Annotated in this window: 22 protein-coding genes and 1 pseudogene; 12 read left to right on the top strand and 11 right to left on the bottom strand. The window is 75.9% G+C overall.

The genetic code is table 11. The annotated features are described in order from the left end of the window. The 7 genes and pseudogenes from ACME2J_RS18540 to ACME2J_RS18510 all read right to left on the bottom strand — a co-directional run. Window positions 1-505, bottom strand: a pseudogene (locus tag ACME2J_RS18540) (hypothetical protein); the annotation flags it as partial. Continuing rightward, window positions 474-1,151 (bottom strand): response regulator, encoded by a 678-nt coding sequence (locus ACME2J_RS18535; protein WP_495546427.1) that lies wholly within the window; start codon window positions 1,149-1,151, stop codon window positions 474-476. The gene ACME2J_RS18535 and the pseudogene ACME2J_RS18540, both read right to left, overlap by 32 nt. A 27-nt stretch (window positions 1,152-1,178) precedes the next feature. Beyond that, entirely contained in the window at window positions 1,179-2,108 is a 930-nt protein-coding gene (locus tag ACME2J_RS18530; RefSeq protein ID WP_495546426.1) for a peptidoglycan-binding domain-containing protein, read from the bottom strand. Between the two features lie 156 nt (window positions 2,109-2,264). Then, a complete protein-coding gene (locus tag ACME2J_RS18525; protein WP_495546425.1) occupies window positions 2,265-2,669 on the bottom strand; it encodes a DUF3592 domain-containing protein in 405 nt (134 codons plus the stop codon). 96 nt (window positions 2,670-2,765) lie between these two features. After that, window positions 2,766-3,428, bottom strand: coding sequence for a VOC family protein (locus ACME2J_RS18520; protein WP_495546424.1), 663 nt, complete (start codon window positions 3,426-3,428; stop codon window positions 2,766-2,768). Further along, the gene (locus tag ACME2J_RS18515; protein WP_495546423.1) at window positions 3,425-5,260 is read right to left on the bottom strand and encodes an ABC transporter ATP-binding protein; all 1,836 of its coding nucleotides are present in this window, start codon (window positions 5,258-5,260) and stop codon (window positions 3,425-3,427) included. Before ACME2J_RS18515 ends, ACME2J_RS18520 begins: the two co-directional genes overlap by 4 nt. Before the next feature lie 73 nt (window positions 5,261-5,333). Beyond that, entirely contained in the window at window positions 5,334-5,765 is a 432-nt protein-coding gene (locus tag ACME2J_RS18510; RefSeq protein ID WP_495546422.1) for a hypothetical protein, read from the bottom strand. Between the two features lie 35 nt (window positions 5,766-5,800). On the opposite strand from ACME2J_RS18510, the gene ACME2J_RS18505 reads away from it, so the two are divergent. The 4 genes from ACME2J_RS18505 (at window position 5,801) to ACME2J_RS18490 (ending at window position 8,724) form a co-directional block, all read left to right on the top strand. Next, window positions 5,801-6,412 (top strand): hypothetical protein, encoded by a 612-nt coding sequence (locus ACME2J_RS18505; protein ID WP_495546421.1) that lies wholly within the window; start codon window positions 5,801-5,803, stop codon window positions 6,410-6,412. Window positions 6,413-6,425: 13 nt separating this feature from the next. Next, window positions 6,426-7,130: an SOS response-associated peptidase gene (locus tag ACME2J_RS18500; RefSeq protein ID WP_495546420.1), complete on the top strand. Its 705-nt coding sequence runs from the start codon at window positions 6,426-6,428 to the stop codon at window positions 7,128-7,130. A gap of 143 nt (window positions 7,131-7,273) precedes the next feature. Next, complete coding sequence (locus ACME2J_RS18495; RefSeq protein ID WP_495546419.1) at window positions 7,274-8,026, top strand: ferritin-like domain-containing protein; 753 nt, start codon at window positions 7,274-7,276, stop codon at window positions 8,024-8,026. A 32-nt stretch (window positions 8,027-8,058) separates the two neighbouring features. After that, window positions 8,059-8,724: a ferritin-like domain-containing protein gene (locus ACME2J_RS18490; RefSeq protein WP_495546418.1), complete on the top strand. Its 666-nt coding sequence runs from the start codon at window positions 8,059-8,061 to the stop codon at window positions 8,722-8,724. Between the two features lie 94 nt (window positions 8,725-8,818). On the opposite strand, the gene ACME2J_RS18485 is transcribed toward ACME2J_RS18490, so the two are convergent. After that, window positions 8,819-9,535 carry a peptidylprolyl isomerase gene (locus ACME2J_RS18485; protein ID WP_495546417.1) on the bottom strand — a complete coding sequence of 239 codons (717 nt, stop codon included), beginning with the start codon at window positions 9,533-9,535 and terminating at the stop codon, window positions 8,819-8,821. Between the two features lie 25 nt (window positions 9,536-9,560). On the opposite strand from ACME2J_RS18485, the gene ACME2J_RS18480 reads away from it, so the two are divergent. From ACME2J_RS18480 to ACME2J_RS18460, 5 genes are read left to right on the top strand one after another with little or no spacing between them, the layout of a single operon-like run. Continuing rightward, window positions 9,561-10,367, top strand: coding sequence for an HAD-IIA family hydrolase (locus tag ACME2J_RS18480; protein ID WP_495546416.1), 807 nt, complete (start codon window positions 9,561-9,563; stop codon window positions 10,365-10,367). 52 nt (window positions 10,368-10,419) lie between these two features. Continuing rightward, window positions 10,420-11,307 carry a diacylglycerol/lipid kinase family protein gene (locus ACME2J_RS18475; protein WP_495546415.1) on the top strand — a complete coding sequence of 296 codons (888 nt, stop codon included), beginning with the start codon at window positions 10,420-10,422 and terminating at the stop codon, window positions 11,305-11,307. After that, complete coding sequence (locus ACME2J_RS18470; protein ID WP_495546414.1) at window positions 11,304-12,683, top strand: MurT ligase domain-containing protein; 1,380 nt, start codon at window positions 11,304-11,306, stop codon at window positions 12,681-12,683. The genes ACME2J_RS18475 and ACME2J_RS18470 overlap by 4 nt, the downstream gene beginning before the upstream one ends. Next, window positions 12,680-13,435, top strand: a complete 756-nt coding sequence (locus tag ACME2J_RS18465) for a class I SAM-dependent methyltransferase (protein ID WP_495546413.1) — start codon at window positions 12,680-12,682, stop codon at window positions 13,433-13,435. Before ACME2J_RS18470 ends, ACME2J_RS18465 begins: the two co-directional genes overlap by 4 nt. Further along, window positions 13,428-14,162: a type 1 glutamine amidotransferase gene (locus ACME2J_RS18460; RefSeq protein WP_495546412.1), complete on the top strand. Its 735-nt coding sequence runs from the start codon at window positions 13,428-13,430 to the stop codon at window positions 14,160-14,162. The genes ACME2J_RS18465 and ACME2J_RS18460 overlap by 8 nt, the downstream gene beginning before the upstream one ends. Window positions 14,163-14,227: 65 nt before the next feature. On the opposite strand, the gene ACME2J_RS18455 is transcribed toward ACME2J_RS18460, so the two are convergent. From ACME2J_RS18455 to ACME2J_RS18445, 3 genes are read right to left on the bottom strand one after another with little or no spacing between them, the layout of a single operon-like run. Beyond that, on the bottom strand, window positions 14,228-15,748 hold the full coding sequence (locus ACME2J_RS18455) for a hypothetical protein (RefSeq protein ID WP_495546411.1): 1,521 nt from the start codon (window positions 15,746-15,748) through the stop codon (window positions 14,228-14,230). Further along, a complete protein-coding gene (locus ACME2J_RS18450; RefSeq protein WP_495546410.1) occupies window positions 15,749-16,711 on the bottom strand; it encodes a Gfo/Idh/MocA family oxidoreductase in 963 nt (320 codons plus the stop codon). It abuts the gene before it with no gap. Beyond that, window positions 16,708-17,661 (bottom strand): glycosyltransferase family 2 protein, encoded by a 954-nt coding sequence (locus ACME2J_RS18445; protein ID WP_495546409.1) that lies wholly within the window; start codon window positions 17,659-17,661, stop codon window positions 16,708-16,710. Before ACME2J_RS18445 ends, ACME2J_RS18450 begins: the two co-directional genes overlap by 4 nt. 72 nt (window positions 17,662-17,733) lie before the next feature. On the opposite strand from ACME2J_RS18445, the gene ACME2J_RS18440 reads away from it, so the two are divergent. Genes ACME2J_RS18440 through ACME2J_RS18430 form a run of 3 tightly spaced genes read left to right on the top strand, consistent with a single transcriptional unit; the run spans window position 17,734 to window position 21,973 of the window. Further along, entirely contained in the window at window positions 17,734-19,236 is a 1,503-nt protein-coding gene (locus ACME2J_RS18440) for an NAD(P)/FAD-dependent oxidoreductase (protein ID WP_495546408.1), read from the top strand. Beyond that, window positions 19,233-20,648, top strand: coding sequence for a hypothetical protein (locus tag ACME2J_RS18435; RefSeq protein WP_495546407.1), 1,416 nt, complete (start codon window positions 19,233-19,235; stop codon window positions 20,646-20,648). The genes ACME2J_RS18440 and ACME2J_RS18435 overlap by 4 nt, the downstream gene beginning before the upstream one ends. After that, window positions 20,645-21,973, top strand: a complete 1,329-nt coding sequence (locus tag ACME2J_RS18430; RefSeq protein ID WP_495546406.1) for an oligosaccharide flippase family protein — start codon at window positions 20,645-20,647, stop codon at window positions 21,971-21,973. Before ACME2J_RS18435 ends, ACME2J_RS18430 begins: the two co-directional genes overlap by 4 nt. The last annotated feature ends 62 nt before the right edge of the window (window positions 21,974-22,035 follow it).

Genomic DNA, 22,035 nt, shown 5'->3' with positions numbered 1-22,035 from the left:
CGCGGCTCGGCGCGCGCTGCGGTGCGGCGCCGCCGGGGCCCCTCGCGAGGACCCCGGCGCCCGCGATGACGACCCCCGCCGGGACGGCGAGGAGCGCCCCCGCGCCGTCGACGAGCAGCGCGGCGGCGACGAGCGTCCCCGCCCCGGGGATCGCGATGCGCGCGACGGATGTCGCGAGGTGCAGTCCGGCGATCGCCGCGCCGAGCGCCGCCCAGGTCCACGCCGCCGAGTCGGCCCCCGCGGCGAGGGTCATCGCGATCGCGACGGTGACCGCCGCGGCGGCGCGGAGCTCGGCCGGGAGCCGCGCGGAGGACATGGCGGGCGCGGCCACGAGCAGCCCGAGGACGCCGGCGAGGGCGGCCGTCCACGCGGGGGCCTCCCCGGTGGCGACGAGGACGACGCCGTGGACGGCGGCGAGGATCCAGCCCGCGCGCTCGACGGGGGTGTCGGGCGCGCGGCCGCCCCGGGCCGGCTCAGCCTTCGGCGAGACCGGCTCGGACCGCATAGAGCGCCGCCTGGGTCCGCGAGTGGAGCCCGAGCTTCGCGAGGATGTTGCTCACGTGGGTCCGCGCCGTGCGCTCGCTGATCGCCAGCTCGGCCGCGATCTCCTTGTTCGCACGGCCTCGTGCGACGAGGGCGAGGACCTCCCGCTCGCGCTCGGTGAGATCGCCGAGCGGATCGGCGGCGGGCGGTGCGACGAGCTTCTCGACGAGCACCTGCGCCATCGACGAGTCGATGCGCACCTCGCTCGCGCGGGCGGCGCGGACGGCGTCGGCCACCTCGTCCGGCGAGGCGTCCTTGAGGAGGAAGCCGATCGCCCCCGCCTCGAGCGCGGCGACGATGCGTCCCTCGTCGATGAACGACGTGAGCGCGACGACCTCGACGCCGGGCTGGGCCGCCTTGACGCGCCGCGTCGCCTCGATGCCGTCGACCGGCTCCATGACGATGTCCATGAGGATGACGTGCGGCGTCGCGTCCTCGGCCGCGAGCCGCTCGACGAGCGCCACGCACTCGCCGCCCTCCGCGGCCTCTCCGACGACGTCGAAGCCGCCGATCGCCGCGAGGAAGGTCCGCAGCCCCTCCCGCACGACGCGGTGGTCGTCGGCGAGGACGACGCGGACGGGCTCGTCGAGGTCGGACCGCTCGGTCATGCGACGCCGACCGTACCGCCCGCGCGTCTACAGGCCCCGCGGGTGCCGCACGGAGTAGCCCGCGGTGGAGCGCATGTCCGGCTGCCACCGGGAGCCGGTCCGCCAGCGGCCCGTCGTGTCGTAGCGCCGCCCGTCGATGACCATGAAGGCATGGCCACCGTGCGCGTAGATCGTGATCCACCGGCCCTTGCCGGGCTCGCCGTAGGACATGAAGCCCGAGGAGTCGCGCGGGCGGCCGAGGCGCCCCGCGGCGTGCAGCACGTACGAGATGCTGCCCGAGCAGTCGTAGGCGGAGTCGCGGAAGCTGCCGTGCCCGCCGCCCCACCGGTAGGGCTTGCGGGCGATGCGGTTCGCGGCCGCGATCGCGCGCTCGACGGCCGCGGGCCGTCCGCCGCCCCCGCCGCCGGAGCCACCCCGGCGGCGCTTCAGCACGGGCCGCCGCGGGCTGATCCCGAGGGCCGACCACGTCGCGGGGCCGACGACGCCGTCCGCCGTGAGACCCCTGCGCCGCTGGAAGCGCTTGACCGCGCGCAGCGTGCCCGGGCCGAAGACGCCGTCGGCGCCCGTCCCGAGGCGCCGCTGGAGGATCTTCGTCGCGTGGCGCTTCGACGAGGAGAGGCCGCCGCCCGAGCTGCTCGCTCTCGCCCGGCGCTTGTCGCGGACGCGGCGGAGCATGCGCCAGGTCCCGGCGCCGACGACGCCGTCGGCGGCGATGTCGTGGCGGCGCTGGAACCGCGTCACCTTGCGCTCCGTGCCCGGCCCGAAGACGCCGTCGACGCCGATGCCGAGCATGCGCTGCAGCTTGCGGACCTCGGCCCCGCGGTCGCCGCGCTCGAGGGGCGCCGCGTGCGCCGGCGGCGCGACGGTCGCCGGCACCGCGACGAGACACGCGGCGATCGCGGCGGCGCGCCGGAGCCGGGTCGCGCGAGGGACGCTGAGGGGAGCGAGGACAGGCATACGGGGAAGCGCCCGGGGGCGCTGCGCGGCGGCAAGCTAGCACCGCCGAAACCCCGTCCTTGCAGGATCGATTGCAGGAGGAGGAGCTGCACGGCGCCTCGCGACGCGCCGTGCAGCCCGTGTTCCGCGGCCGCGCGGGCAGCGGTCCGACCGCCCTCAGGCGATGATGAGCGACTGCGGGTCCTCGGGATCCACCTTCACGGGCACCTGGGCCCCGGGCTGGAAGCCGGGGATCGCGACCACGGCGAGGACCTGCCGGACGGTCGCCGCGTACGGCGCCCCGTCGCCGACGATCACCTCGAGGTCGATCTCGCACTCGGGGTTCTCGTTGACGAAGGTGCCGGTCTGCCGCAGGGCGGTGACGGTCGCGGTCCCGGGCCGCCCGTTCGCGTTGAGGTGCGTCACCTTCTGCTGGTACTCGGCCATGCCGCCGAGCGCCGCGCTCGCCTGCGCCATCCCGTCCTTCGCCATGCGCATCGAGCCGCGCATGCCCTTGTACTCGTCGGGGGTGAGCGCGTCGGCCTGCTGCTTCACCTTCCGGAGGTCCTTGAAGAAGCCCACGGCTCCTCCTCTCGTGGTCGGGGTCGCGACGACCGTCCCACGAGCGGCGGCCGCGGCGCAACGGCGCGAGACGAAGCTGAGACCGACTCGCGACCCTCAGGCGCGCGGCGGGTGCGGCGTGAGGAAGGCGAACGGCACCGACAGCCCGGCCTCCCGCCGCACGGTGACGATCCGGCGCCCGGCCTGGACCGCGTCCTTGGGCGAGCCGACGACCTCCTCGCCGAGCTCGTCGGCGAGCGCGTCGACGTCGGGGACGACCGCGACGAGCCCCCAGAAGCGCGCCGGACCGGCGGGCTCGACGTCGCCCACGACCTCGAGGATGACCTCGCCGAGCCGGTAGAAGCCCTGGCGGATCCCGTTCCCCGCCTCCCGCGTGCGCCGGAGGTCGAGCCCGGCGTCGCCGAGCGCGCCGAGCGTCCGCTCGAGGTCGGGCGTCATGACGACGACGTGATCGAGGTGCGTCGCCCCGTTGCGATGCCCCTCCTCAGCCGCCGAACCGGATTCCTGGGGCGCCATGGCGCCGCAGGAATCCGGTTCGGCGGTGTGGGTGGGGAGGCCGTCCAGGGTCGGCGGCAGCGCGTGGTCGGCCGCGAGGGTCCAGGACGCGATGCCCTCTCCCCCGTCCCGCCCGCGGAGCCGCACCGTCGTTCCCCCGACCTCGCAGACGCCGCCGTCACCGACGGCGAAGCCGATGCGCTCCCACGCCGCCGGGTCGTCGTGGACCTCGAGCTCGACGAGGCGGGCCGGAGGGGCGCTCATGCGGGCATCGTCGCAGCGCGGACGGCCGCGGCGTCGGCGATGCCGGCCCGCGCCGCGAGCTGCGCGTAGCGACCGGCGGCCGAGAGCAGCTCGTCGTGGGTCCCCGACTCGATGAGCCGGCCGCGCTCGAGGACCGCGATCTGGTCGGCGTCGAGGATCGTCGAGAGCCGGTGCGCGATCGCGATCGTCGTGCGCCCCTCGGCGAGCCGGTCGAGGGCCGCCTGGACGAGCCGCTCGGTCTCGGTGTCGAGCGCGCTCGTCGCCTCGTCGAGCACGAGGACCGGCGGGTTGCGCAGCACCGTGCGGGCGATCGCGATCCGCTGCTTCTCGCCGCCGGAGAACCGGTAGCCGCGTTCGCCGACGACGGTCTCGTAGCCGTCGGGCAGCGACGAGATGAGCTCGTGGACGTGCGCCGCCTTCGCCGCGGCGACGAGCTCCTCGTCGGTCGCGTCGGGCTTCGCGAAGCGGAGGTTCGCGGCGATGGACGCGTGGAAGAGGTAGGTCTCCTGCGAGACGATGCCGACCGTCCGCGCGAGCGACGCGAAGCTGAGGTCGCGGACGTCGACGCCGTCGATCGTCACGCGCCCGCCGGTGACGTCGTAGAGGCGGGCGACGAGGTACGCGAGCGTCGTCTTCCCCGAGCCGGTCTCGCCGACGAGCGCGAGCGTCGCGCCCGGCGGGACCTGGAGGCTCACGCCGTCGATCGTGGGGCGCTCGTCGTCGGCGTAGGAGAAGCGGACGTCCTCGAAGGCGACCCTGCCCTCGACGGGCCGGCCCGGCGCGCCGAGCTCGACCGGGTCCTCGCGCTCCGCGATGTCGACCCGGAGGTCGAGGTACTCGAAGATGCGGTGGAAGAGCGCGAGCGAGGCCTGCACGTCGACGCTCACGCTCAGGAGCGACTGGATCGGGAAGAAGAGCCGCGTCTGCAGCTGCGTGAACGCGACGAGCGTCCCGATCGTGATCGTGTCCGACCCCGAGGCGAGCGCGGAGCCCGCGAACCAGTACACGAGCGCCGGGAGGATCGCGAAGCTCATCTGGACGGAGGCCATCCGCCACCGCCCCGCCATCCGCGCCCGCACCTCGAGGTCGGCGAGCTCGGAGGACTCGCGCTCGAAGCGCTGCGCGAGCTCGGGGCCGCGGCCCATCGTCTTGCCGAGGAGGATGCCGCTCACGCTGAGCGACTCCTCGACGAGCGCGTTCATGTCCGCCATGCGCCCCTGGCGGATCGACGTGATCCGCTTGCGCTCCTGGCCGACGCGCCGCGTGAGCCAGACGAAGAGCGGGAGGAGCGCGAAGCTGAACGCGGCGAGGCGCCAGTCGAGGAGGATCATCGCGACCGTCACCGCGAGGACCGTCGTCACGTTCGAGACGATCGACGTCGCCGTGTTCGTCACGACGTTCTGCACGCCGCCGATGTCGCCGGCGATGCGCGACTGGACCTCGCCGGTGCGCGTGCGCGTGAAGAACGCGAGCGAGAGCCGCTGGAGGTGCCGGTAGACCGACGAGCGCAGGTCGTGCATGACCGACTGCCCGACGATGTTCGAGAGCCAGGTCTGCGCGACGCCGAGGACGCCGGTCACGATCGCGACGCCGATCATGCCGGCGACGAGCCACGTGAGGAGGGTCGTGTCCGATCGCGGGATCGCGACGTCGATGACCTCGCGCAGGAGGAACGGCGTGATCATGCCGAGCCCCGCGCTCACGCCGATGAGCGCGAGGAGGACGCTGAGCCGGCGCCGGTAGGGCCGGAACAGCGCCGTGACGCGACGGATGTCGACGTCGCCCGTCGCCTCCGGATCGGCGGGCGGGGCGTCGCGATCGGGGTGGCTCACCGCACGAGGATCCCACAGTTCGTTGAGGACGGCAACATTTGCGCTCGGCAGCGGTCGCGGGCGGGCCGACCGCTCACCGCTTCTGCCGGTTGCGCTTCCGCGAGGCGCGCGCCTGCTTGGCCTTCGCCCGGCGCTTGCGGTTCTCCGCCCGCCGGTGCTCGGGGTCGTGGCCCTCGGTGCCCGCCGTGCGCTGCGCCTTCAGCTCGTCCTCCGCCGCGGGACGCCGCCGTCGGGCGTCGATGACGATCGCGGCCGCGATGCCGCCGAGGACGGCGACGCCGCCGAAGAAGATGAGCAGCTCCTGCCACGCCTCGAGGTCGTCGTCCTCCTCCTCGACCGCGCCGGGCGCGACCGGCGCCCGCTCCGCGTTCGGCCGCTCGGGGGTGACGAGAGGCTGCGGCGAGGAGAACGGATCGCCCTGCGCGAGCGCGGGTGCGACCGGGCCCGCGAGCGTGCCGAGCGCGAGCACGACGGGGACGAGCAGGGCGACGAGACGGATCGGCATGGGGCGCACCGTACCCGGACGCTAGATTTCTCCTCATGGCGAAGCAGCGGCAGGTCCGCATCGAGCAGAAGTCGGCACTCGCGGCGATGCAGGCGATGGAGCACCGGAGCGACGAGGAGCTCGAGCGCGAGCAGAAGTACAAGGCCGCGGCGCTCGCGATCCTCGGCGCCCGCGCCTCGGAGCGATACGACGCCGAGGCGACGCGCGAGTACTTCCGCCGCGCGGTCGCCGCGGCCCGGCCGCAGGAGCGGATGCAGCTGCGGCGCATGGCCGACGCGTCCATCGCGCTCGCCGAGCGCCGTCCCGACCAGCTCAAGGCCGCGGTCGAGAAGCTCGGCCAGGCGCCGCCGTCCGGCCGCCAGCTCTTCCTCCTGCGCATCGCGGGGATCCTCGCGCCGCCCTCGTCCGCCGGCCGGCTCGCGCGGGTCCGCGGCATCCTGCTCATCCTGCTCATCGTCATCGCGATGATGGCCATCGGCTTCGGCCTCGCGAAGCTCCTCATCCTCCCGTTCGGCGGCATCTCGAACGGCGGGGCGGTGCTCCTCGGCCTCGTCATCGTCGTCGTCGCGCTCACCGTCCTCACGCTCCTCGGCCGACGACGGCGCAACAAGGCGCTCGCCGAGAGGGCGTCGGCCGCCGGGCGCTGACCCGGCGCCGGCCGTGTGCGGGCGCTACTCGCTCGCGGGCCCGAACCCCGCGGAGGTCCGCGAGCGGTTCGCGATCGCCGAGGAGGTCCCCGTCGTGCGGCGCTGGAACATCGCGCCGCAGGACGACGTCCTCGCCGTGACGACCGACCGCGAGGGTGCGCCGCGCGGCGACACGCTGCGCTGGGGACTCGTCCCCCACTGGGCCGACGACCCCCGGATCGGCTACCGGACGATCAACGCGCGTGCCGAGACGGTCGCCGAGAAGCCGGCGTTCCGCGACGCGTTCCGGCGGCGGCGCTGCCTCGTCGTCGCGGACGGCTTCTACGAGTGGCAGCCGCGGGAGGGCAGGCGCAAGCAGCCCTTCCACGTCACCCGCAGCGACGGTGCGCCGTTCGCCTTCGCGGGCGTCTGGGCGGTGTGGCACGGCCCCGGCGACGTCGTCCTGCGCAGCGTGGCCACCATCACGACGGCGGCCAACGAGGCGATCGCCTCGATCCACCCCCGCATGCCGGTCATCCTCGAGCGCGATGCCGAGGAGGCGTGGCTCTCCCCCGCGACCGACGAGCGCGCGCTCCACGAGATCCTGCGTCCGCTGCCGGCGGCGCTGACGGCCGCGCGCGAGGTCGGCTTCGCGGTGAACGACGCGCGGCACGACGCTCCCGACTGCCTCGACCCCCCGGAGCCCGAGCCCGAGCAGGCCTCGCTGTTCGGCGACTGAGCGGCCGGCGCTCCCGGCCGAGCCGAGCGGCCGGCGCCCCAGGAGACCTGAGCGGCGGCACGCCGGATACCCGAGTGGGTGTTTGCCGTCTCTCGCGCTGACCCAGCGAATGGGCAGTGCCAACGAGACGGGAGGTTTCCCCGATGACGACGCCGGACGGCCCGACGAGGCCACGCAGGCGGACCGAGACGCGCAGCGAAGGCGCCCCCGCCGCCGAGAGACGCGACGACCACAGCTCCCGCAAGCGCTTCCTGCGCACGGTCGGCTCCGGCGGCGCCGTCGCCGCGCTCGGGACGTTCCTCGCCGCCTGCGGGGACGACGACGAGGACGACGTCGCGGCGGGCGCCCAGGACACCCAGACGACGACGCAGCCGTCCGGAGGCTCGGGAGATCTCGAGATCCTCAACTACGCCCTCACGCTCGAGTTCCTCGAGGCCGAGTTCTACCGGCAGGTCCTCGACGCGGGCGTCATCACCGACAAGCAGGTCGCCGATCTCGCCAAGAAGTTCGGCGAGACCGAGCAGCAGCACGTCGACACCATCACCGCGACGATCCAGGACCTCGGCGGCACGCCGGTCGAGGCGCCGCAGACCGACTTCACGAGCGTGCTCGAGGGCGGTCGCGACGAGATCCTGCGGACCGCAGCGATGGTCGAGAACATCGGCGCCGGCGCCTACCTCGGTCAGGCCCCGAACATCGAGAGCCCCGAGGTCCTCGCGGCCGCTCTCTCGATCCACTCCGTCGAGGGCCGGCACGCGGCGGCGCTCAACGCGCTCATCGACGCGGGGTTCACGAACGACGAGGAGCACCTCGGCTCGATCCCGGACGGCCCGTTCGCGGCGCCGCTCGACATGGAGACCGTGACGAAGCTCATCGAGCCGTTCCTCGCCTCGTGACCCGTCACCGCCGACCGCAAGGAGATCCGTCCATGACGACCACACCGAACACCGACAGCCGCCTCGCGATCCCGGCGCTCGCCGACGTCGAGGTGCAGGGCCACACCCGCGCGGCGTTCCTCACCCGCAGCGCGCTGGCGGCGACCGCCGTCGCAGGGCTCGGCGGGATGACCGCGTTCACCCGGCAGGCGCTCGCGCAGGGAGGCGGCGAGCAGCAGGTGCTCGACGTCCTCAACTTCGCGCTCACGCTCGAGTACCTCGAGGCGACGTACTACGAGCGCGCGCTCGACGAGGTCTCCGGCCTCTCGGGCGAGGTCCGCGACCTCGCAGTGGAGCTGCAGCAGAACGAGTCGGCCCACGTCGACGCGCTCACGCAGACGATCAACGACCTCGGCGGCACGCCGGCCGAGGCGCCGGAGGTCGACTTCGGCGACGCGTACGCGAGCGAGAAGTCGTTCCTCGACCTCGCGATCACGTTCGAGGACACGGGCGTGAGCGCCTACAACGGCGCCGCCCCGATGCTCATCGAGAACCCGCAGGTCCTGACGGCCGCGGGGACGATCGTCCAGGTCGAGGCGCGCCACGCCGCGCTCGTCCGCCTCCAGGGCGGCGAGCCGCCGGCGCCCCGCGCCTTCGACAAGGCGTCGGACAAGGACGCGGTGCTCGAGGCGATCACGCCGTTCCTCGCGTCGTCGTAGGAGCGACGCGAGACGCCCGCGGGAGTCGGGTCCACCTCGGGCCCTCCCGCCGCAGCGCCGAGGGGGCGGTCTCCGGGCCGCCCCCTCGCCCGTCCTACCGGCTCTCGAGGGCCGCCTCTTCGATGACGACCGGCTCGAGCGGCACGTCGCCGGGGCCGACGGGGACCGAGCCGATCCGCTCGACGACGTCCAGGCCCTCGGTCACCTCGCCGAGGACCGCGTAGTCCGGGGGCAGGCCGGAGTCCTCGCCGGTGACGACGAAGAACTGACTCCCCGACGTCCCCGGGTCCTCGATCTCCGTCTTCGCCATCGCGACCGTGCCCTTCGTGTACTCGGCCGTGCTCCGCGGCGTCTCGGTGACGCTGTAGCCGGGCCCGCCCTGGCCGATCCCGAGGGGGTCGCCGGCCTGGATGACGAAGCCGGGCACGACACGATGGAAGATGAGGTCGTCGTAGAAGCCGCGCTCGACGAGGGCGGCGACCGACGACGCCGTCTTCGGTGAGCCCTCGACGTCGAGCGTCACCTCGAACGCCCCGCAGTTCGTCGTGAAGGTGACGACGTGCTTCTGCGAGGCGTCGAGCTCGGCGTCGGGCGCCGCGAGGTCCGGCTCCGGCTTCGGCTCGGGCGCCTCGACGGGCGTGCAGCCCTCGGGGAGAGCGGTCGTCGCCTCGGTGCCCCCGGCCCCCTCCTCGGCGGTCGCCGTCTCCTCCGCCGGCGTCGTGGACGCGCCCCCGTCGCCGTCGTCGTCGTCGCCGCACGAGGCGAGCGCGAGGGCGGGCAGGATGAGGAGCAGCGCGAGCAGGCGGGACATGCGCGGGACGATACTGTCCCGCCGCGTGCCGCTCGCCGACCTCCTCCGGGGCTACGACCACGTCCTCCTCGACCTCGACGGGTGCGTCCGGGTGGGCCGCGCGCCGACCCCGCGGGCGGTCGAGGCCGTCGAGGCGCTGCGCGCCGCGGGCAAGGGCGTCGCGTTCGTGACCAACGACTCGGCGCTCGCCCCCGAGGACGTCGTCCGCGACCTCTGGGCGATGGGCATGCGGGCCTCGATCCACGAGGTCGTCACGGTCGGCGCCGCGATCCAGCACCGGCTCGCCGAGACGCCCGGTTGGCGGACCGCCGTGGTCGTCGGCCCCGAGCCGATCTGGGACCACGTCTCCGACGCCGGGAAGCGGATCGTCAACGGAACCGAGCTCGCCGAGCGCGCCGACGTCGTCGTCGCCTGCGCCCACCCGCGGTTCGACTACGCCGAGCTGCGCGAGGCGACGCGGGCGCTCCTCGGCGGCGCGGCGCTGCTCGCCGGCGGCCGCGACCGCACGTTCCCGATGCCCGACGGCGCGTGGCCCGGCTCGGGCGCGGTCGTCGCCGCGCTCGAGTGGGCGTCCGGGACCGAGGCGGTCCTCGCCGGCAAGCCGGACCCCCACGTCTTCCGGACCGCCCTCGAGCGGCTCGGCCCGGGTCGGGCGCTCGTCGTCGGCGACCGGATCGACAGCGATCTCGCCGGGGCGGCGGCGACGGGGCTCGACGGCGCGCTCGTGCTCACGGGCGTCACGGACGCCGCCGCGGCCGCCGCCGCGGATCCAGCCCCCGTGGCCGTCGCCGCGTCGCTCGCGGATCTCGTCCTCGGCCCGTCGGACGGGTGAGCGGCCGCCCCAGGACGCCGTCCGGGCTCGCGAGCCGTCACCATCCAGCGCCGTGCCTCGTCGCGCCGCCCTCATCGTCAACCCCTCCTCCGGCGGCGGCCGCGCCCTGAGGATGCTCCCGCGCGTCGAGCGGCGGCTGCGCTCGCTCGGGGTCGAGCTGCGGGTGGAGAGGACCGAGGATCTCGCTCACGGCGCCGCACTCGCCGCAGCGGCGGCGGACGCCGGGGAGGTCGCCGTCGCCCTCAGCGGGGACGGGCTCGTGGGCGCGATGGCCGGGGCGCTGCGCGGCCGCGAGGACGCGCTCATGGCCGTCGTGCCGGGCGGGCGCGGGAACGACTTCTGCCGATCGGTCGGCATCCCCCTCGATCCGGTCGACGCGTGCGAGGTCGTGGCGAGCGGCGTCCCGCACCACGTGGACGTCGGCGAGGTCGACGGCCGGACGTTCATCGGGATCGCCTCCTGCGGCTTCGACTCCGACGCGAACCGGATCGCGAACGCCGCCCCCTCGCGGCTCGGGACGCTCGTCTACGCCTACGGCGCCCTCCGCGCGCTCGCGACGTGGAAGCGGGCGTCGTTCACGATCGAGGTGGACGGCTCCCGGCGCACGTTCTCGGGCTGGAACGTCGCCGCGGCGAACGCGAAGGCCTACGGGGGCGGCATGTACCTCGCCCCCGACGCGAGCCTGCGCGACGGCGTGCTCGACATCGTCACGACGGCGGACACGAGCCGCCTGCACTTCGTGCGGACCCTCCCGAAGGTCTTTCGCGGCCGGCACGTCGACGATCCCGCCGTCGACGTGGTCCGCGGCGCCGAGGTCCGCATCAGCGCCGACCGGCCGTTCACGGTGTACGCCGACGGGGATCCGATCGGCGAGCTGCCGGTCGTCGTGCGGGCCGTCCCGCGCGCGCTCAACGTCCTCCTGCCGGACGGCACGCCGTGAGCGAGGCGATCCTCGGGGCGAAGATCGCGGCGGCGCGCGCGGCGGGCGCCCTCTCCCGCCGCGCGGGTCGCGGCGGGACGAGCCTCCCCGGCAAGGTCCTCCTCCGTCTCGAGCCGGACGTCGTCGGCCGGCTCGCGGGGCGGCTCTCGCGGGGGAACGCCGTCATCTCGGCGACGAACGGGAAGACGACGACCGCGGCGATGGTCGCCTCGATCCTCGAGCGCGACGGCGCGACCCTCGTTCACAACCGGGCCGGCGCGAACATGGAGGGCGGCATCGCCTCGACGCTCATGACCGCCGCCCGGCGAGGGGGCGGGATCGCGGGCGACACCGGCCTCTTCGAGGTCGACGAGTTCTGGCTCGACGGCCTCGTCCCCAAGCTCCGACCGCGCGCCCTCCTCCTCGCGAACCTCTTCCGCGACCAGCTCGACCGCTACGGCGAGCTCGAGACGATCGCCGACCGCTGGGCGGTGCTCGTCGCCCGGACACCGGAGACGACGCTCGTCGTCAACGCCGACGATCCGCTCGTCGCCGACCTCGCCCGCGAGCGCGACCGCTCGACGGTCGTCACCTTCGGCGTCGAGGACCGCTCGCTCGCGCTCGAGGGCCTCCAGCACGCGTCGGACTCGACGCACTGCCGGCGCTGCGGCGCCCCGTACGTCTACGAGGCCGTCTTCCTCGGGCACATGGGCCACTACCGCTGCCCGCGGTGCGACGCGCACCGGCCGTCCCCCGACGTCGCCGCGCGCGACGTCGTCCTCCTCGGCGTGCGCGGCGCCCGGTTCACCCTCGTCACGCCCGAGGGCGAGCGGACCGTCGAGCTGCCGCTCCCCGGCCTCTACAACGTCTACAACGCGCTCGGCGCCGCGGCGCTCGCGCGCGCGCTCGGGGTCGACGACGCGACGATCGCCGCCGGTCTCGAGGCGGTCGGCGCCGCGTTCGGCCGCGCGGAGACCGTGCGGGTCGCCGGCCGCGACGTGACGCTCATGCTCGTCAAGAACCCGGCGGGCGCGAACGAGGTCCTGCGGACCCTCGCGCTCGAGGACGGGGAGCACGACCTCCTCGCGATCCTCAACGACCACACCGCCGACGGCCACGACGTGAGCTGGGTGTGGGACGCCGACTTCGAGCTGCTCGCGCCGCGGGTGCGGCGCGCGACGTGCGCGGGGACGCGCGCACCCGAGATGGCGCTGCGCCTCAAGTACGCGGGCGTTCCGGCGGACCGGCTCGCGGTCGTCCCCGCCCTCGGCGAGGGGCTCGACGACGCGCTCTCCGGCGGCGAGGGCCGCCTCTTCGCCCTGCCGACCTACACCGCGATGCTCGCGCTCCGCGAGGAGCTCGTCGAGCGCGGCGTCGCCGGGAGCAGCTTCGGATGACGCCGGCGGGTGAGGCGCTCGGCGGCGACGCGCTCGCGGTCGTCTGGCACGACATCGAGTGCGGGGACTACCCGACCGACCTCCCGCTCTGGCGCGAGCTCGCCGGCGCCGGGCGCGGCCCGGTCCTCGACGTCGGCGCCGGCACCGGCCGGGTCGCGCTCGACCTCGCGGCGCGGGGCATGCAGGTGACCGCGCTCGACGTCGAGCCCGCGCTCCTGCGCGCCCTCGACGAGCGCGCCCGGGCACGCGGCCTCGACGTGACGACGGTCTGCGCCGACGCCGCGGACTTCTCGATCGCGGGCGCGCGGTTCGCGCTCGTCATCGTCCCGATGCAGAGCCTCCAGCTCCTCGACGGCGCCGCGGCCCGCGCGGGCTTCCTGCGCAGCACGCGCGAGGTCCTCGCGCCCGGCGGCCTCCTCGCCGTCGCGATCGCCGACGCGCTCGAGGGGTTCGACGACGAGCACACCGAGCCGCCGCTCCCCGACATCCGCGAGCTCGACGGGGTCGTCTACGCGAGCCGCCCCGTCGCCGTGCGCGATCTCGGCGACCGGCTCGCGATCGACCGCATCCGCGAGGTCGTCGACGTCGCGGGCCGGCGGACCGCGACCGGCAACACCGTCGAGCTCCACCGCCTCTCCGCCGAGGGGCTCGCCGCGGAGGCGGCCCGCGCGGGCTTCACCGCGGAGCCGTCGCGCACCGTCCCGCAGACCGAGGAGTACGTGTCCTCGACGGTGGTGATGCTCCGTGGCTGACGCCCGCCCCCTCCGGGTCTGCGCGCTCTACCCGGACCTCATGAGCATCTACGCCGACCGCGGGAACATCCTGCTCCTCGAGCGGCGCTCCGCCTGGCGCGGCATCCCGTTCGAGCTCACGCGGGCGGGGATCGGCGACGCGATCGACCCGGAGGCCCACGACCTCCTCTACCTCGGCGGCGGCCAGGATCGCGACCAGCAGCTCGTCGCCGAGGACCTCGCGACCGCGAAGCGCGAGGCCGTCCACGCGCACGTCGAGCGCGGCGGGGCGGTCCTCGCGGTGTGCGGCGGCTTCCAGCTCCTCGGGCGCAGCTACGAGCTCGGCGACGACGTCGTCCCGGGCGTCGGCCTCGTCGACCTCCACACCGTCCGCCACGAGGGCCCGCGCCTCATCGGCAACGTCGCGATCGAGGTCGACCTCCCCGGCGCCGGGGGCCATCGCGTCCTCGCCGGCTTCGAGAACCACGGCGGCCGGACGCACCTCGGAGAGGGCGTCGCCCCGCTCGGCCGGGTCCTGCGCGGCCACGGGAACACCGGCGAGAGCGGGTACGAGGGCGTCCGCGACGGCCTCGTCATCGGGACCTATCTCCACGGTCCCCTCCTGCCGAAGAACGCCTGGTTCGCCGACTGGCTCGTCGAGCAGGCGCTCGGCGTCGCGCTCGCCCCGCTCGACGACGCCCTCGAGGACGCGGCCCACGCGAGCGCCCGGAAGGCCGCCGGCATCTGAGCCGCCCCACCGCGCCGAACCGGATTCCTGCGGTGCCATGGCACCGCAGGAATCCGGTTCGGCGGTCAGGGGCGGGTGAGCAGGGGCTCACCGGCCATGCTCTCCGGGTCGCCGCCGAGCAGCGACGCCGCCGTCGCGGCGACGTCCGTGAGGCGCGGCGGGCGGGACGGCTCCCCGAGGCGGCTCGCCCCGGGGACGACGACCGCCCACGCGTCGCCCTCGGTGTGGTTGCCGGACCGGCCGCTCGCGGCGCCCTGGCGACGGACCTCGCCGAAGAGGTCGGAGCGCACGGCGCCGACGTCGTTCGCCGCGCGCGGCGCCCAGCGGACGACGAGGTCCGGCAGCCGCCGGCGCGCCGGCGTGTCCGGGTAGTGCTCGTCGGTGAGGTCGACGCCCGCGACCGACGGCGACCCGTCGGGGTCCCGGAAGGTCATGAGGCCGAGCGCGATCTCGGCGAGGAGGTCGTCGGCCTCGGTCGGGTCGACGATCCCGTCGCGCTCGCGACCGCGGAGGTTGAGGCGGACGTAGCCCTGGTTGTCGGCCGGCTGCGCGAACGCGCGCGTGCGGGACCAGTCCATGCCGCGCAGCTCGAGGCGGGAGGTGAGGTCGAGCGCGACGCGGTCGGGGAGCGCGCTCGCCACCTTGCCGCGCAGCTCCGGCGGGATCGCCGCGCGCAGCCGCCAGATCGCCCCGGCCGCCTCGTCCTCGTCCGCGGCGCCGTCGGACGGGTCGCGCTCGCCGAGGATCGCGGCGAGCATCTCCGGGAGCAGATCGGCGCGCGAGGTGTTGTCCTCCATGCCGACCGGCGAGGTGACGATGACGTCGGCGTCGTCCGGGAGCAGCCGCAGGACACGCGCGAAGGCCTGGTCGACGGCGCGGTACACCTCCGGGAGCGTCCGCTCGACGACCGCGGCCGCGTCGTCGTCGACGTCGCCGAGCTGCGAGAGGTCCCAGAACTGGTGGCCGGCGATGTGCGCGGCGCTGAACGTGAGCCAGACGAGGTCGAAGTCCTCCTCGCCGAGCAGCGTCTCGGCGGCGTCGGCGACGCGGCCCGGCGCGGCGATGAGCTCGCGGCGGAGGCGCATGAGGGTCGCGAGGCGCGGGCGGCCGAAGACCTCCTCCGTCGCCGGCGGCGTCCCGTAGAGGCGGATGAGCCGGTCGCGCAGGCCGGGCGGCGAGGACCACGGGCGCAGGACGACGCGGTCGCGCAGCTGCCAGCCCGAGACGAGCGCCCCTGGCACCGGTCCGCGCGGCGGGCGGCTCTCGTAGGGGTCGATCGCGAGGGTCCGCCGCCCGCGCGCCGCGAGGTCCTCCCACACCGGCCGCGGCGCGGGGATCGCCGTCATGTAGCGCGCGCGCTGCTCCTCGGCGATCCACTGGAACGGGTAGAAGAGCCCGTGCTCGCCGAGCTCGACGCCGCTGTAGAGCGTGTGGAACGCGCCGGCGGCGAAGTGGTTCGCCGGCGTGTCGAGCTCGACGTGCCGGCCGCGCTCGCGCAGCGCCGCGAACGTCGGGAGGTCACCGGCGGCGAGCATCCGGTCGAGCACCGAGACGCTCGCGGAGTCGAACTGCAGGACGGCGAGCATTCAGGCTCCTTGGCGGTGCGGTGTGGGAAGGGGGTCGAGGGCGACCCAGGCGCCGGAGGCGGCCTCCGGCCCGCGCGCCGCGTCGAGGACCGCCATCACGACGGCCCCCTCCTGCGCGGTCGCGAGCGGCGTCGCGCCGGCGTCGTCGCCGCGGACGTGGCGGGCGAAGGCCTCGAGCTCGCGCCGCAGCCCGTCGACGAGCGGGTGGGCCGCCGGCGGGCGGAGGCGGTCGCGGACGCCACGCGCGAGCCCGCCGCGGCGCACGTCCCCGAGGACGCGACCGTCCCGGCGGACGGTGAAGCGCTCGAGGTAGGGGCGGTCGGCGGCGCAGGCGATCCGCACGCGGCCGCGGTCCCCGCCCAGGACGAGCTCGGCGCGGTCCTCGCTGCGCGCGACGACCCGCAGGCGCCGGGCCGGCGCGCCGGTCATCCACGTCGCGAGGTCGACGAGATGCGGGCCGAGGTCGAGGAGGACCTCGTCGCGGGCGACGTGCGCGCCCCAGCTCGCCCGTCGGTAGCGCAGCTCGAGATCGACGTCGAGGGCGCCCGCCCCCGAGGCGAGCTCGCGGAGCTCCGCGACGGCGGGGTCGAAGCGGCGGTTGAAGGCGATGCGCGGCGCCGGGTCGAGCGCCGCGAGCGCGAGCGCGCCGGCGAGGTCGGGAGCGGGCGGCTTCTCGACGAGGGCGGGCAGCCCCGCGTCGGCCGCCAGGCGCGCGTCGGTGAGATGCGCCGCGGCCGGGGTCGCGAGGACGACGGCGTCGACCCCGCCGGCGTCGAGGAGCGCCGCCGCGTCGGCGTGGGCGGGCACGTCCCCCGCCGCTGCGGCGACCTCGGCGCGCCGTCGCGGATCGCGGTCGGCGACCGCTGCGACGACGGCCGCGGGGGTCGCGGCGGCGGCGGGCACGTAGCCCTCGGCGGCGAGGCGGCCGCAGCCCACGAGGCCGAGGCGGACGGGAGCGGTCATCGGCGTCGGTGGAGGACGAGCGCGACCGGCAGCGCGGCGATCGACGTGGGGTGGTGGACGGCGTGCAGCGCGACGCCGGCGAACGCGACGGCCGGGCCCTCGCGACGGGCGAGGAGCGCGTAGAAGCGCCGGTTGAGCGCCACGAGGACCGTGAGCGCGGCGGCGACGCGTCGCGGCCGGCGGACGGCGAGCCCCGAGGCGAGGGCGAGGCTCGCGACCGCGCTCGCCCGGTGCGCGGCGCTCGCGTTGAGGGCGGCCGCACCCTCGCGCCGCTCGAGCAGGAGCCCCAGCCACGGGACGGCCCGGCGCGAGAAGTCGGTGCGGATCATGCTCGCGAGCGTCCACCGCTTGAGATGCGTCCCCCGGATGGCCGGATCGAGCACGATCCGGCGCCCATCGGCGCTGAGGCGCAGGCCGAGCTCGACGTCCTCGATCGACGCGGCCGCGTAGCGGTCGGCGTCGAAGCCCCCGACGGCGTCGAACGCCTCCGAGCGGACCGCGCCGAGACCCGACCAGAAGGTCGTCACCTCCCCCGCCGCCCCGTGGTGGACGTGGTGATGGAGGAGGTTCCGGAAACGCGACACGACGCCCGGCGCGTCGGGCCGGTCGCAGTACGAGCCGAGGACCGCGTCGAGTCCGGGGTCGGCGGCGAACGCGGCGCGGATGCGGGTGAGGGCGTCCGGGGCGACCACGACGTCGGCGTCGACGAAGACGAGGACGTCGGCCGCCGCCGCGGCCCGGCCGGCGTTGCGGGCGGCCGCGGGCCCGAGCCCGGCCGGCTCGCGCACGACGACGACGTCGTCCTCCCCGGCCCCCGCGGCGTGGAGGGCCGCGAGGCAGCGCCCGAGCGTCGGCGCCGCGTCGGTCGCCGGGACGACGACCGCGAGCGTCGGCTCGGGCCTCTCGGACGCCGCGCTGCGCGCGGGGCGGACGTTCTCTACAGTGCGCACCGTTCGGGAACCCTAATGAGGTTGCCCGAATCCCGACGTCCGCTTCCGCCAGCGGGTCCCGCGCACCCACACATGACCCTCACCCCGCTCGACGATCCCGTCCATCCCGCCGCGCTCGCCGGCCGCCCCGTCGTGCTCGGCGCGGGCCCCGCCGGCCTCACGGCGGCCCTCGTCCTCGCGCGCCGCGGCGCGGACCCGCTCGTCCTCGAAGCCGGCGACCGCGTCGGCGGCCTCGCCCGCACCGAGGTCCGCGACGGCTACCGCTTCGACCTCGGCGGCCATCGCTTCTTCACCAAGAGCGAGGAGGTCTCGTCGCTCTGGCGAGAGCTCCTCGGGGACGATTTCCTCCGCCGCCCCCGGCTCTCGCGCATCTACTGGAACGGCCGGTTCCTCGACTATCCCCTGCGCGCCGGCAACGTCGTGCGGCGCCTCGGGCCCGTCGAGCTCACGCGCTGCATGGCCTCCTACGCCCGCGCGACCCTGTGCCGGCGCGGCGACGAGAAGACGTTCGAGGAGTGGGTGAGCAACCGGTTCGGCCGACGGCTGTTCGAGCTCTTCTTCCGCTCGTACACCGAGAAGGTGTGGGGCGTCCCGACCGACGAGATCCGCGCGGAGTGGGCCGCCCAGCGGATCCAGAACCTCTCGTTCTTCACCGCGGCGAAGGCCGCCCTCACCGGCGGCCGGGGCGACGTGAAGAGCCTCATCGACGCCTTCGACTACCCGCGGCTCGGCCCGGGCCAGATGTGGGAGGCGATGGCGGCCGAGATCGAGGCCCGCGGCGGCGAGGTCCGGCTCGGGGCGCGCGTCGACCGCCTCGACGTCGAGGACGGCCGCATCGTCACGGTCGGCGTCGGCGACGAGGACGTCCAGGCGGGCGCCGTCGTCTCGTCCCTGCCGCTCCGCGAGATCGTCGCGATGGCCTCCCCCGCGGCCCCGCCCGCGGTCCGAGAGGCGGCAGCCGGCCTGCGCTACCGCGACTTCCTCACGGTCGCGCTCGTCGTCGAGGGCGAGGACCCGTTCCCGGACAACTGGATCTACGTGCACGAGCCGGACGTCCGCGTCGGCCGCATCCAGAACTACCGCTCGTGGAGCCCGGACATGGTCCCGGACCCGTCGACCGCCTGCCTCGGCCTCGAGTACTTCTGCTTCGAGGGCGACGACCTGTGGACGACCTCCGACGAGGACCTCGTCCGGCTCGCGACGGAGGAGGTCGACCGGCTCGGGCTCGTCGGCGCGGGTGCCGTGCGGACCGGGTACGTCGTGCGCGTCCCGCGGGCCTACCCGATCTACGACGCCGAGTACGCTGGCCGCGTCGGGACGATCCGCGGCTGGCTCGACGACCTCTCGGGCGTCGAGCAGATCGGCCGCAACGGCCTGCACAGGTACAACAACTGCGACCACTCGATGCTCACCGCCATGTACGCCGTGGAGAACCTCCTCGACGGGACGGCCCACGACGTGTGGTCGGTGAACGCGGACACCGTGTACCACGAGGAGCAGCGCCCCGAGGAGCAGCCCTACCGCGTCGCGCCGCGGACGCCCGCGATGTCGGAGCCGCTGCCCGAGCGCTCGTGAGCACCGGCGGCCCGGGCGGCCGCGCCCTCGCCTGGGGCCTCGGCGCCGTCGTCGTCGCGGCGCTGTCGCTCCTCGTCGTCCCCTTCGCCCCCGCCTACGACCCGTGGGCGTGGATCGTGTGGGGTCGCGAGGCGTCGTCGCTCGACCTCGACACCAGCGGCGGGCCCGCCTTCAAGCCGCTCACCGTCCTCCTCGCCACGCCGCTCGGCCTCGCGGGCGACGCCGCCCCGGACCTCTGGCTCCTCCTCGCCCGTGCGGCCGGGCTCCTCGCGATCGTCCTCACCGCGACGCTCGCCGCGCGGCTCGCCCGGCGGGACGATGCGACGGCACCCGCCCTCCCCGTCGTCGCCGCGCTCGTGGCCGTCACGGCCCTCGTCCTGACACCGGCGGAGGACGCGCGCTTCCTGCGCTACGTCGCGCAGGGGCTCTCGGAGCCGCTCTGCGTCGCACTCGCGCTCGGGGCGGTGCACCGCCACCTCGACGGACGCCCCGGGCAGGCGCTCGCGCTCGGCGTCGGCGCCGGGCTCATCCGCCCGGAGGCGTGGCCGCTCGTCGCCGCCTACGTCCTCTGGACCGCGGCCACTCGCCGGCTCGACCCGCGGCTCGGCCTCACCGCGCTCGCCGCGCTGCCGCTCGTCTGGTTCGGCGGTGACCTCCTCGGCTCGGGGAGCGCCGTGACCGGGGCCGACCGGGCGCGCCAGGAGGAGGTCTCGGGCACGAGCGCGCTCGAGGACGCGTTCGGCATGGTGATCCTCCCCGTGTGGGTCCTCGCCGGAGCGCTCCTCGCGCACGCCGCGTCGCGTCGGCGCAGCGGCGGCGACCTCCCGCTCCTCGTCCTGGGGGCCGGGGCGGTCGTGTGGGCGGGGTGCGTCTGGGGCATGGCCGTCGCCCTCGACTACGCCGCCGACCCGCGCTTCTTCCTTCCCGCGGCCGCCGTCGTCTGCGTCCTCGCGGGGGTCGGCGTGGCGCGAGGCCTCGCGGCGCTCCTGACGGCGACGACGGGCCCGGTCGCCGCCCGGGCCGCGGCCGTGGCGGTCCTCGCGGTGACCGTCCCGTTCGCGGCCGGCCGCGCCGAGGCGATCGCGACCGAGCACTGGAGGCTCCTCGAGATCCGCGAGACCGTCCAGAGCGAGCTCGCCGCGGTCCTCGCCGCGGTCGACCGGCCGCTGCTCGCCCGCTGCGGGACGGTCTTCGTCGAGGGCCGCGAGACCGCGCTCGAGGCCCCGACCCGTGCGGCGTGGGAGCTCGACGTCCCGCTCGTCGCGATCCGCCCGCACCTCGGGCCCGGCGGTCGGGGCGTCGCCGTCCTGCGACGGGACCGCGTGCGTGCCGTCCGCGTGGCCGCCGCTCGCAGCACGCGCCTCCTCGCGCGGACACCGGGCTGGGACGCGTACGCCGTGAGGTGCCGATGAGCGCCCGGGCGCTCCCCGCCGGCGCGGCGCCGGGTCCGCTCCGGGCCGCGGTCGTCGCGAGCGTGACCGGCAAGGCCGCCGAGGTGGCGTCCCTCGCGGCGCTCGCGCTGCTCGTGCCGCGGATCCTCGGGCCCGCGGGCTACGGGCGCGTCGCGCTCGCGCTCACGCTCGTCATGGTCGGGACGCTCGCGCTGACGCTCGGGGGTCCGACGGTGATGGGCCGCTTCGTCCCGGCCGCCGAGGTGTCCGGGCGCGCCGCGCTCGCGCGCGCCATCACGGAGCGCTACGCGACGACGCGCGCCGCCGCGCTCGTCGCCGTGTCCGTCGCGGCCGCCGCCCTCGTCGTCGCCGGCCCGGTCCCGGCGCTCGCCGCCGCGTGCGTCGTCGGCGCGCTCGCCGCGAGCGTCGCCGCGACCCTCGCTCTCCAGGCCGCGCTCGGGCTCGGGCGTGTCGGGCCGTGGAGCGCGCGCTGGGCGGTGCAGAACACGCTCACCGTCGCGTCCGTCCTCGCGCTCCACGCGGCGTGGGGCACCGATGGCGCGCTCGCCGGCGTCCTCGCCGGCGCGGTCGCGACGGCCGCCTGGGCGTGGCGCACCTGCGGTCCCGCGCTCCTCGGGGCGGCGCGAGGTGCCGACGTCCCGCCCGATGCGCTGCGCTTCGGCGCGTGGCAGGCGGCCGCCGGCACGCTCACCCAGGTCGCGCAGCGCGGCGGGATCGTCGCCGTCGCGCTCGCGGCGTCGACGACGCAGACCGGCTACGCGGCCCTCGCGGTCGGGCTCGCGCTCGCCGGCGGGTACGTCGTGCTCCAGGCCTTCACGGTCGTCCTCCCCGGGCTCGCCGACCGTGCCCGCGACGCGGACGCGGATCATGCGATCGCCGCGCTGCGACGTCTCGCGGCGTGGGCTCTCGTCGCGAGCGCGCCCGCCGCGGTCGCGGGCGCCGCCCTCGCCCCCGATCTCGTCCCCGCCGTCGTGGGCGAGGAGTACCGGCCGGCGGCGCGCGGCGTCGGGATCGCGCTCGCGCTCGTCCCTCTCGCCGTCGTGTCGTCGATCGGGATCCAGGCCGCGGCGCTCGCGATCCGTCCGCGGGCCGCCACATCGGCCGCGGGCGCGGGGGTCGCCGTCGGGGCGGTCGTCGCGATCGCGACGCTCGCGGCGTCGCCGGGCGGCGCCGAGGCGGGCATCGCGGCGACGGTGGCGGCCGCAGCGGCGACCGCGGTCGCCTGGGCCGCCCTGCTTCCGCGCGCCGTCGGCGCCCGGCTCGCGGGCGGAGCCGTCGTCACCGCGGCGCTCGTCGTCCTCGTCGCCGTCGGAGCCGCGGCATGACCGGCGCCCGCGCGCCCGAGGTCTCGGTCGTCGTGCCGACCCGCGACCGGCCGCGCGACCTC

The organism is Paraconexibacter sp., assembly GCF_059438195.1.
This window is presented reverse-complemented; position numbering and strand designations above follow the sequence as displayed.